General features: G+C 67.6%; 1 protein-coding gene. It reads left to right on the top strand.

Annotation, left to right across the window (positions count from 1 at the left end; all coding sequences use genetic code 11):
• On the top strand, window positions 1-413 hold a 413-nt coding region (locus N798_RS17070), incomplete at both ends, for an aminotransferase class V-fold PLP-dependent enzyme (RefSeq protein ID WP_035951142.1).

The raw sequence follows: 413 nt of genomic DNA, 5'->3' as shown, positions 1-413 counted from the left end.
GGACTTCTTCGTGTTTTCCGGCCACAAGATCTTCGGGCCCACCGGCATCGGCGTGGTCTGGGGCCGGCGCGAGGTGCTGGAGGACATGCCGCCCTGGCAGGGCGGCGGCAACATGATCGCCGACGTGACCTTCGAAAAGACGGTGTTCCAGCCCATTCCGAACAAGTTCGAGGCCGGCACCGGCAATATCGCCGATGCGGTCGGGCTGGGCGCGGCGCTGGACTACGTGACGCGCCTGGGCATCGAGAACATCGGCCGCTACGAGCATGACCTGCTGGTCCATGGCATGCGCGGGCTGGGCGCCATCCCCGGCGTGCGGCTGATCGGCACGGCGGCGGACAAGGCCAGCGTCATGTCCTTCGTGCTGGACGGCTACAGCACCGAGGAGGTCGGCCAGGCGCTGAACGAAGAGG

The sequence above is a fragment of the Knoellia flava TL1 genome, assembly GCF_000768675.1.
Lineage (GTDB): Bacteria > Actinomycetota > Actinomycetes > Actinomycetales > Dermatophilaceae > Knoellia > Knoellia flava.
This window is presented reverse-complemented; position numbering and strand designations above follow the sequence as displayed.